The sequence below is a fragment of the Falsiroseomonas oryziterrae genome, from assembly GCF_021864505.1.
In the GTDB taxonomy this organism is placed as follows: domain Bacteria; phylum Pseudomonadota; class Alphaproteobacteria; order Acetobacterales; family Acetobacteraceae; genus Falsiroseomonas; species Falsiroseomonas oryziterrae.
This window is the reverse complement of record NZ_JAKJIB010000151.1, coordinates 1-8,958: the sequence shown is the minus strand read 5'-3', so window position 1 is coordinate 8,958 and position 8,958 is coordinate 1. Positions and strand designations below refer to the sequence as shown.

Here is an 8,958-nt window from a genome sequence, read left to right as displayed (position 1 = left end):
CCGCCCCGCGCTGCCCTGCCTTGGCTTCGCCAAGGCAGCCGGACCGGAGCCGGAAGGATCGGCGCCAATCCGGGGCCCCCGCGACAACGCGCAGCGTTGTCGCGGGGATTTCGCTGGGGCGGGCGTCAGCCCGCCATCGCCTCTTCCTTCTTCTTGCGCATGTTGGGCAGCAGCATCGTCAGCAGCGCGATCGCGCCGATACCAAGCAGCGTGGCCGAGATGGGGCGCTCGATGAAGACGGAGGGATCGCCGCGCGACAGCAGCATGGCGCGCCGCAGATGCTCCTCCATCATCGGGCCGAGCACGAAGCCGATCAGCATCGGCGCCGGCTCCAGCCGCAGCTTGCTGCAGAGATATCCGAAGATGCCGAACAGCAGCGTCTGGTAGACGTCGAAGACGTTGTTGTTGATCGAGTAGACGCCGATCGAGCAGAAGATCAGGATCGACGGATACAGGAACTTGTAGGGCACCTGCAGCAGCTTCACCCAGATGCCGATCATCGGGAGGTTGATGATCAGCAGCATCAGGTTGCCGATCCACATGGACGCGATCAGGCCCCAGAAGAGGTCGGGCTGCGCTTCCACCATGCGCGGGCCCGGCTGGATGCCCTGGATGATCAGCGCGCCGACCATCAGCGCCATGACCGCGTTGGCCGGGATGCCGAGGGTCAGCAGCGGGATGAAGCTGGTCTGGGCGGCGGCATTGTTCGCAGCTTCCGGACCCGCCACGCCCTCGATCGCGCCGGTGCCGAACTCGTGCCGGCCCTTCGACACGCGGCGCTCCATCATGTAGCTGCCGAAGGCCGCGAGCGAGGCGCCGCCGCCCGGCAGGATGCCGAGCGCGGAGCCGAGCACCGTGCCGCGCAGGACCGACGGCGTGGCGCGCTTCCACTCTTCCTTCGTCAGGAACAGGCTGCCCACCTTGGAGGACAGCACGTTCCGCGACTCAGGCCGCTCGAGGTTCAGGATGATCTCGGCGATGCCGAACATGCCCATCGCGATCGAGACGAAGCCGATGCCGTCCGACAGTTCCGGGATGCCGAAGGTGAAGCGCTGCTGGCCGGTCTGCACGTCGGTGCCGACGAGGCCGAGGGCGACGCCGAGCACCACCATGCCGATCGCCTTGATCACCGAGCCCTGCGCGAGCACCGCCGAGATGATCAGGCCGAGCAGCATCAGGGAGAAGTAGTCGGCGGGGCCGAAGCTCAGCGCCACCTGCGTGAGCAGCGGGCCGGAGGCCGCCACCAGCAGGGTGGAGACGGTGCCGGCGAAGAAGCTGCCGATCGCCGCGGTGGCGAGTGCTGCGCCCGCGCGGCCCTTGCGGGCCATCTTGTAGCCCTCGAGCGTCGTGACGACCGAGGACACCTCGCCGGGCAGGTTCAGCAGGATCGAGGTGGTGGAGCCGCCATACTGCGCGCCGTAGTAGATGCCGGCGAGCATGATGATGGCGGTCGTCGCCGGCTGGCCGAAGGTGATCGGCAGCAGCAGCGAGATGGTGGCCACCGGGCCGATGCCCGGCAGGACGCCGATCGCCGTGCCGATGACGCAGCCGAGCAGCGCGAAGAGCAGGTTCTCGAAGCTGAGCGCGACGCTGAAGCCGTGCGCCAGGTTGGTGATGAGAAGGTCCATTTTCGATCTCTCCGCGTCGGCGCGTCAGCGGACCAGGAACACGGGCCAGAGCGGCACGCGGATGTCGAGCTCGCGGATGAACACCCACCAGCAGAGCACGCAGAGGAAGATGATCATGCCGACCACGCCCTTCACCCGATGCGTCGGCTCGGCAAGCGAGGCCACCGCGACGGTCGCGACGATCGACGCCATCAGGCCGAACTGCTCGAGCATCAGGCCGAACATGGCCATGCCGGCGTGGACGAGGCCGATCGGCCGCCAGCCCGGTGCGATCGACACCGCGAGGCAGCCCGCGAGCAGCCCGAAGCCGAGCGGATACCAGCCGGAGAAGCCGACGGCGGCGGCGATCGGGTAGATGACGAAGCAGGCCAGGATGCCGAAGGGCACCGCCATGATCTCGAGCTTCGTCCAGCGGTCCAGCGGGTCGGGACCGTTGAAGAGCCCCGCGATCATCACGATCGCGCCGAGCCCGCCGAGCAGCCAGAAGGTGAGCATCGGCATGTAGCCCGGCCCCATCCGCCGCGCCGTGCCGAGCGTATGGTCCTGGTTCAGCCAGAGGCCGATCAGCGCGAGGAGGAGGAGCATGCCTCCTCCGATCAGGTCCTTGGTATTCAGTCGCATCGCACCCTCGTCCCCAGCCGGCTCACGCCGGCACCCGTCCGTCCGCTCCGGCCCGGTGGCGTCCCCGGCGGTCTGTCGCCGCCTCGTTACCCCTCCGCCCGCTCCTCCACAAACCCGTCCCTCACGCAACCGTGAGCGACATCAGCGCGCCGTCTCGCATGCGCCACCCGACCGACGCAAGCGTCCGGCCCGTTCCCGGCCTAATCCACTGTGGCGCCGGAGGCGCGCACCACCGGCCCCCAGCGATCGAGTTCCTCCGCCACGAAGCGGGCGAAGGCATCGGGCGTCATGTCGCCCGGGCTGCCGCCCAGCTCGGCAAAGCGTGCGCGCGATTCGGGCGTCGAGATCACCGCCATCACCTCGCGATGGATCCGCTCCACCACCGGCGCCGCCATGCCGGCCGGGCCCGAGAGGGCGAACCACGACGTGCTGACCAGGTCGAAGCCCTGCTCGCGGAAGGTCGGCACGTCGGGGAAGGCGGGATGGCGCGCGTCGCTCGACATCGCGATGGCGCGCACGCTGCCCTGGCGGATGTGTCCGGCCGCCGACGGCAGGCTGTCCGACATCATCGGCACCTGGCCCGCGATCACCGCCGTCATCGCCGGGCCGGCGCCGCGGAAGGGGACATGCGTGTACTCGATGCCCACCTGCTGCGCGAAGCGCACGATCAGCAGGTGGTTCGACGATCCGGAGCCGGAGGAGGCCATGTCGAGCCCGCCGCGCCGTCCGCGCGCCATCCGCACCAGCTCCTGCAGGTTCGTGATGCCGCTGTCCCGGTTCACCACCCAGACCGACGGATTGGTGATGACCATCGCGATGTGGGTGAAGCTGCGCACCGCGTCGTAGCGCAGGTTGCGGTACAGATGCGGGCTGATCGCGTGGCTCGCGATGTTGCTCATCACCAGCACCTGCCCGTCGGGCGGCGCGTCGGCGACCAGCTGGCTGCCGGTGGTCGCGCCCGCGCCCGGGCGGTTCTCGACCAGCACGGGGACACCGAGGCGCTGCGCCAGCCCGTCCGCCAGGAAGCGCGCCGAGAGATCGGTGCTGCCGCCGGGCGCGAAGGGGACGACGATGCGGACGGGGCCGTTCGGCCAGGATTGCGCGCGCAGGGCCGCGGGCGCCGCCAGCAGGGCGGGCACGGCGAGAAGGGCGGAGCGTCGCGCAATCTGGTGCGTCATGTACGGTCCCGGACGTTGCCACGGCGTATGGCACGCGCTTTCAGACACTTGCAAGCCGGGTGCCGGCCGCTCGCCTTGCCATGACCACTTCTTCACCCGAGACTGCCCTGCATGGCCCCGCCCGACCTGCCGAACGACCGCAGCAACGATCCCGGACGCCGCATCCGCGACGCCGCCGAGCGCCTCGCACCGCACCTCGTCGCGCTGCGCCGCGACATCCACGCGCATCCCGAGCTCGCCTTCGAGGAAACACGCACCGCGGGCATCGTCGCCGCCGAACTCGCGCGGCTGGATATTCCGCACCGCACCGGCCTCGGCCGCACCGGCGTGCTCGGCGTGATCGAGGGCGGGCGGCCAGGCCCGACGCTCGCCATCCGCGCCGACATGGACGCGCTGCCGATCCACGAGGAGACCGGCCTCGACTACGCCTCTACCATTCCAGGGAAGATGCATGCCTGCGGGCACGACATCCACACCGCGACGCTGCTCGGCGTCGGCGCGCTGCTGAAGGACCTCGCGCCGATGCTGGCGGGCCGCGTGCTGCTGGTCTTCCAACCGGCGGAAGAGGTGCTGGAGGGCGCGGCCGCGATGATCGCCGACGGCGCGGCGGATGGCGTGGACATGGCGCTCGGCTTCCACAACCAGCCTGACATGCCGGTCGGCCGCTTCGGCTTCGCGCGTGGCGCCTGCCTCGCCGCCTCCGACCGCTTCGATCTCGAGATCCGCGGCAAGTCCGGCCATGCCGCGCATCCTTATGCCGCGGTGGACCCGATCGTCGCGGCCTCGGCCTTCGTCGCGCAGGTGCAGACGGTGGTGAGCCGCGAGATCAAGCCGATCCACCCCGCCGTCGTCACCATCGGCAGCTTCCAGGGCGGCACCACCTACAACATCATCCCCGAGCGCGTGCATCTGAAGGGCACGGTGCGAACCCTGCATGCGGACGCGCGCGACGCCGCGGAGGCCGCGATCCGGCGCCTGGCCGAAGGGCTGCAGGCGACGATGCGCGTGCGCTGCACGCTCGACTACCAGCGCAAGGTGCCGCCGCTGGTGAACGACGACCGCGTGCTGGAGCCCGCGCTCGCCGCCGTGCGCGCGCAATTCGGGGAGGTGGTGGACGAGGGCGAGCCCAGCATGGGCGCCGAGGACTTTGCCGAATTCGCCGCCCGCGCGCCCGCCTTCCAGTTGCGCATCGGCAGCGGCGCGCCCGGCCGCGACGACCGCCTGCACAATGCCGGCTACCAGCCCGACGAGCGCTGCATCCCGCTCGGCGTCCAGGCCCTGACCCGCGCCGCCGTCGAGATGCTGTCGTGACGCGCCTCCCACCCGCGCCGTCCGGCTCCCTCTCCCGCTTGCGGGGGAGGGTCGGGGTGGGGGTTCGTGAATCAGCGCAGCATCGTCCCGGCGCCTGAGGCACCATGAAACTCACCATCTACGGCGCCGGCGCGATCGGCGGCCACGTCGCCGCCCGGCTGCATCGCGGCGGCGCGCGGGTCTCGCTGATCGCGCGCGGCGCGCATCTCGCCGCGATCAAGGCCAGTGGCCTCACCGTCCACACGCCCGACGGCGTCGTCGAGGCCCGCATCCCCGCCACCGACAACCCCGCCGACCTCGGCCCGCAGGACGCGGTGATCGTCACGGTGAAGACGCCCGCGCTGCCCTCCGTCGCCGCCGGCATCGCGCCGCTGCTCGGCCCCCACACGCCGGTGCTCTTCGTCATGAACGGCATCCCCTGGTGGTACTTCGACCACCATGGCGGCCCGCATGACGGGCTGCGCCTGCCCGAGGCCGATCCCGGCGACGCGCTGCGCCACGCCGTCGGAATCGCGCGCACGCTCGGCGGCGTCGTCTATTCGGCTTCCGAGGTCTCGGCGCCCGGCGTGGTGCATTGCGAGCGCGGCAACAGCCGGCTGATCCTCGGCGAGCCCGACGGGCGGATCACCGACCGTGCGAAGGCGATCGCCGCCGCCCTCGAGGCCGGCGGCATGACCGCGTCCGTCTCGCCCGACATCCGCACCGAGGTCTGGGCCAAGCTGCTCGGCAATCTCGGCTCCGGTCCGCTCTGCATCCTCACGCGCATGGGCGTGCGCGACACCTATGCCGACCCGCTGCTGCGCGAGGCCGCCTGGCGCAGCGCGGAGGAGGGCAGGGCGATCGCCGCCGCGCTCGGCCGCCCCTTGCCGCCCGAGAGTTCGGAGCGCGTGCGCAACGCGACCATGGCGCACAAGCCCTCGATCCTGCAGGACCTGGAGCTCGGCCGCCCGATGGAGCTCGACACGCTGTTCGGCCTGCCGCTGAAGCTCGCGCGGATTGCCGGCGTGCCGACGCCGCAGCTCGACCTGCTGGTCGCGCTCGCGAAGCAGGCCGCGCGCGCGAAGGGCCTCTATCCGCCCATCGCGTAGGGCAGCGGCGCGAGGTCGGGCGCAACCCAGCCGCGCCGCGCCGTGGGCGAGAACAGCACGCCCTCCGACCAATGCGGCGCCATCACCCGCTTCCCCGCGCCGAGCGGCCCGGCGAGCAGCGCATTCACCCGCGCATGCGGCGGCAGCGTGCGGTCGTCCTTCGACAGGGCGTCGCGGATCGCGGCGAGGAAGAAGCGAGTGATCGTCTCGTGGTAGCCGCGCGTGTCGCTGTTCGGCACGCCATGGCTCTCGTTCAGCCGCCGGATCAGCCCCGGCAGCGCCTGGCCCGCATCCATCCCCGGCCGCAGCAGGATCAGTCCGGCCGTCGCCGCCAGGTGCCCCGCATGCGTCCAGCGCGCCTTCGGCAGTGTCGCATCCAGCAGCGCCGCCACATGCGCCTCCAGCGCGGCGTCGTCCTCGAAGATCATGCGCTCTCCCGCGGCAGGTCGGTCTGTCCCAGCACCCAGCCCTCCCAGCGCCGCACCCAGGGATCGTCCGGCACATGGTCCGGCCGCGCACCCTCCAGCACGGCGACGAGGTTGAGCAGGCCGAGCACGCTGTCCAGCCGGTCCTCGCCCGCCGCATCCGCGCCGAACCCGTCCGCGATCATCGCCGACAGCGCGCGCGACGGCCGCACGGAAAGCCGCGCCATCGCCGCGTGCAGCGCATCCGCCAGCGCGAGCCGCGGCGCCTGCGCCCGCTTGCTGCCGGGCATGCGCAAGCCCAGTTGCCGGAGCGCCTCGGCCGGATAGACCTCGGCCATCGCCACGCGCCCGGGCGCGAGCAGCGTGTGGATCGGCCCGGCGAAGGGCCAGAGCGACACCGGCGCGCCCGCCGCGAGGCTCGGCGCGAGCCAGTCCCGCCACGCCGCGATCGCCGCCTTGCCCGACTGGTTGGCACCCAGCGTCCAGAACACCGGCGCGCCGGCCGGCCGCGCGGCGGTCGCACGGTCGCACCACCGCGACAGATCCGCGGCGCAGGAAAGTCCCAGCGCCGCCGCGTGACTCGCCCGCGTCATCCCCTTCACCCCGCGCGCCGGATAGAAGGGCCGCGCCGCCGAGACGGTGCCGAGCGTCGCGCTGACCTCGAAGAACCCCGGATCGCGCGCCAGCCCCGCCAGCAGCGCCGGGAAATCGGGCTCCGCCCGCCCCGCCGCCCAGCCCCGCGGTACACCGAGCGGCAGGTCGAGCCCGAGCGCCGCCGGCCCGCCGTCCGCAATCAGTTCTGGGATCAGCGCGTCGGTGTCGCCGACCAGCCGCGGCGCCTCCGCCCCCCAGCCGCGCGCGCCGCGCCGCGCGACGCAGATCCACCGCTTGCGCGGATCCAGGCTCCAATCCGCATGCGCCGCCAGCAGACTCCCTCCCCCGTTGACGGGGGAGGGGCGGGGTGGGGGTTCGTGACTCAGCGCAACGCCTCCACCCGCACCACGCCGCTACGCGCCCTCATACGCGCTGTCGAAGAACGCCCGCTCCAGCGTCGCCGCGCGCGTGAACAGCGCCCGCACCCGCGCGCGCCCCGCGTCATCCAGCGCCGCCACCTCGCGATCCAGTGCCGCGCGCAGCCCCTCCACGAAGCCCTCGAAATAGGGGCTCGCATGCAGATCCACCCATTCCGCGCACCAGAAGGGCTCGGCAGGCCGCGTGTCGCGTGCTGGGCGCGCCCAGCTCAGATAGACCCACTCCGCCACGCACAGCACCGCCAGCTGGTCGGCATGATGCGGGCTCTCGGCCGCCTCGCGCATCAGGTCGCGGAAACCGCGCGCGGCGTCCGACAGCGGCGGGTCGCGGCGCAGCGCATCCGGCACGCCGAGCGCGTCGAAGGATCGCACGAAATAGGTGTTCTCCTCCGAGCACACCAACCCCATGAACCGCCCGAGCGGCAGCCGGTCCGCCAGCGTCGGCGCGGTGTGGATCGCGCGCCCGAGCAGCGCCACGAAGGTCCCGATGAACTGGTAGTCCTGCACCAGGTAGCGGCGCATCACCGTGGGCTCGACCGCGCCCGCGTTGCACTCCACGCCGAAGCGGTGCCCTGTGGCCGCGCTCCAGTCCGGCTCGGCGCAGGCCCGCAGCCACTCGGTCGGCCGCGCGCCGGGATGCGCCGCGCGAAACTCCGGCCAATCCGTAGCGCTCATTCCGCCATCTCCTCCAGGCCGCGGCTCATGCCATATTGGCAGGGCTCACGGGAGAGACCGATGGACCATCCCCCCGCCGCCGTCGCCCGCGCCGCGCTCGAGCCGATCCGCGGCCAGGACGTGCTGCACCCGGACGGCCAGTATTCCGCGCTCGCCAAGTGGTTCCACTGGATCACCGTGCCGCTGATGTTCCTCGCCATCGCGACCGGCCTCGTCATCCGCTTCATGAAGGACGACGTGAAGATGGCCTTCTACGCGCTGCACGAGAGCACGGGCCTCATCATCCTGTTCGTCGCCATCCTGCGGCTCGCCTGGCGCGGCTTCAGCGCGCCGCCGGCGCTCCCGGATCACATCCCACCCACGATGCGCCGCGCCGCGTCCGGCGTGCACCACGCGCTCTACGCCGCGCTGATCATCCAGCCGATCCTCGGATTCCTCACCACCAACGCCTATGGCTTCCCGATGCAGGGTGCGACGGCCTTCCTCGGCTTCATCGACCTGCCGAAATTCATGGAGCCCTGGGAAAGCCTGGCCATCGCGCTTCACTGGGGGCACAGCCTGATCGGCTGGTCGCTGCCCGTGCTGCTCGCGCTGCACATCGGCGGCGCGATCTACCACCACGCGCTGCGCAAGGACGGCACGCTGCTCAGGATGCTCTGATCCTCGGCCAGACCACCGCCCCCAGCGCCAGCCCGGCCGCCGCCAGCAGCCCGAGCACCGCGAAGGCCGCCCCCGTGCCATGCGCCGCGCCGAGCCAGCCGGCCAGCGGATAGGTGAGCAGCCAGCAGGCATGGCTGAGCGCGAATTGCGCCGCGAAGAGTCCGGGCCCTTCGCCCGGCGGCGCGGCCGCCCGCAGCAGCCGCCCCGTCGGCGTGAGCACCAGCCCGTTGCCGAAGCCGAGCAGCGCCCAGAGCGGCAGCAGCCACCCGAGCGCGGGCACGCCGGCCAGCGCGCCGAGCAGCGTCCCGGCCGCGAGCAGGGCCGCGCCCGCCAGCATCACC

At 71.9% G+C, this 8,958-nt stretch carries 9 protein-coding genes and 1 pseudogene; 3 read left to right on the top strand and 7 right to left on the bottom strand.

Features of this window, described 5'->3' with window-relative positions:
• Positions 1–125: 125 nt before the first annotated feature.
• From L2I40_RS13245 to L2I40_RS13235, 3 genes are all read right to left on the bottom strand, one after another.
• Entirely contained in the window at positions 126–1,628 is a 1,503-nt protein-coding gene (locus L2I40_RS13245; RefSeq protein WP_237215431.1) for a tripartite tricarboxylate transporter permease, read from the bottom strand.
• A gap of 24 nt (positions 1,629–1,652) precedes the next feature.
• Positions 1,653–2,213: a hypothetical protein gene (locus L2I40_RS13240; protein ID WP_237215430.1), complete on the bottom strand. Its 561-nt coding sequence runs from the start codon at positions 2,211–2,213 to the stop codon at positions 1,653–1,655.
• Positions 2,214–2,449: 236 nt separating this feature from the next.
• Positions 2,450–3,427, bottom strand: coding sequence for a Bug family tripartite tricarboxylate transporter substrate binding protein (locus L2I40_RS13235; protein ID WP_237215429.1), 978 nt, complete (start codon positions 3,425–3,427; stop codon positions 2,450–2,452).
• Positions 3,428–3,538: 111 nt separating this feature from the next.
• Here L2I40_RS13235 and L2I40_RS13230 point away from each other — a divergent pair, with 111 nt between their 5' ends.
• Together L2I40_RS13230 and L2I40_RS13225 are read left to right on the top strand one after the other, a co-directional pair.
• The gene (locus tag L2I40_RS13230; RefSeq protein ID WP_237215428.1) at positions 3,539–4,738 is read left to right on the top strand and encodes a M20 metallopeptidase family protein; all 1,200 of its coding nucleotides are present in this window, start codon (positions 3,539–3,541) and stop codon (positions 4,736–4,738) included.
• A 104-nt stretch (positions 4,739–4,842) separates the two neighbouring features.
• Positions 4,843–5,826, top strand: a complete 984-nt coding sequence (locus L2I40_RS13225; RefSeq protein WP_237215427.1) for a ketopantoate reductase family protein — start codon at positions 4,843–4,845, stop codon at positions 5,824–5,826.
• Here the strand turns inward: L2I40_RS13225 and L2I40_RS13220 are convergent.
• The 3 genes from L2I40_RS13220 to L2I40_RS13210 form a co-directional block, all read right to left on the bottom strand.
• On the bottom strand, positions 5,808–6,254 hold the full coding sequence (locus L2I40_RS13220; protein WP_237215426.1) for a hypothetical protein: 447 nt from the start codon (positions 6,252–6,254) through the stop codon (positions 5,808–5,810). The genes L2I40_RS13225 and L2I40_RS13220 overlap by 19 nt on opposite strands.
• The gene (locus L2I40_RS13215) at positions 6,251–6,844 is read right to left on the bottom strand and encodes a hypothetical protein (RefSeq protein WP_237215425.1); all 594 of its coding nucleotides are present in this window, start codon (positions 6,842–6,844) and stop codon (positions 6,251–6,253) included. The genes L2I40_RS13220 and L2I40_RS13215 overlap by 4 nt, the downstream gene beginning before the upstream one ends.
• 414 nt (positions 6,845–7,258) lie before the next feature.
• Positions 7,259–7,957: a TenA family protein gene (locus L2I40_RS13210; protein ID WP_237215424.1), complete on the bottom strand. Its 699-nt coding sequence runs from the start codon at positions 7,955–7,957 to the stop codon at positions 7,259–7,261.
• A 60-nt stretch (positions 7,958–8,017) separates the two neighbouring features.
• Here L2I40_RS13210 and L2I40_RS13205 point away from each other — a divergent pair, with 60 nt between their 5' ends.
• On the top strand, positions 8,018–8,617 hold the full coding sequence (locus L2I40_RS13205; RefSeq protein ID WP_237215423.1) for a cytochrome b: 600 nt from the start codon (positions 8,018–8,020) through the stop codon (positions 8,615–8,617).
• Here L2I40_RS13205 and L2I40_RS13200 read toward each other — a convergent pair.
• Positions 8,604–8,958, bottom strand: a pseudogene (locus tag L2I40_RS13200) (MFS transporter); the annotation flags it as partial. The gene L2I40_RS13205 and the pseudogene L2I40_RS13200 sit on opposite strands and share 14 nt — an antisense overlap.

What these genes read in the sequence shown, in the direction of transcription:
- L2I40_RS13245 (WP_237215431.1), bottom strand. Translation starts at nt 1,628, where the DNA reads ATGGACCTTCTCATCACCAACCTGGCGCACGGCTTCAGCGTCGCGCTC.
- L2I40_RS13240 (WP_237215430.1), bottom strand. Translation starts at nt 2,213, where the DNA reads ATGCTCCTCCTCCTCGCGCTGATCGGCCTCTGGCTGAACCAGGACCAT.
- L2I40_RS13235 (WP_237215429.1), bottom strand. Translation starts at nt 3,427, where the DNA reads ATGACGCACCAGATTGCGCGACGCTCCGCCCTTCTCGCCGTGCCCGCC.
- L2I40_RS13230 (WP_237215428.1), top strand. Translation starts at nt 3,539, where the DNA reads ATGGCCCCGCCCGACCTGCCGAACGACCGCAGCAACGATCCCGGACGC.
- L2I40_RS13225 (WP_237215427.1), top strand. Translation starts at nt 4,843, where the DNA reads ATGAAACTCACCATCTACGGCGCCGGCGCGATCGGCGGCCACGTCGCC.
- L2I40_RS13220 (WP_237215426.1), bottom strand. Translation starts at nt 6,254, where the DNA reads ATGATCTTCGAGGACGACGCCGCGCTGGAGGCGCATGTGGCGGCGCTG.
- L2I40_RS13215 (WP_237215425.1), bottom strand. Translation starts at nt 6,844, where the DNA reads ATGACGCGGGCGAGTCACGCGGCGGCGCTGGGACTTTCCTGCGCCGCG.
- L2I40_RS13210 (WP_237215424.1), bottom strand. Translation starts at nt 7,957, where the DNA reads ATGAGCGCTACGGATTGGCCGGAGTTTCGCGCGGCGCATCCCGGCGCG.
- L2I40_RS13205 (WP_237215423.1), top strand. Translation starts at nt 8,018, where the DNA reads ATGGACCATCCCCCCGCCGCCGTCGCCCGCGCCGCGCTCGAGCCGATC.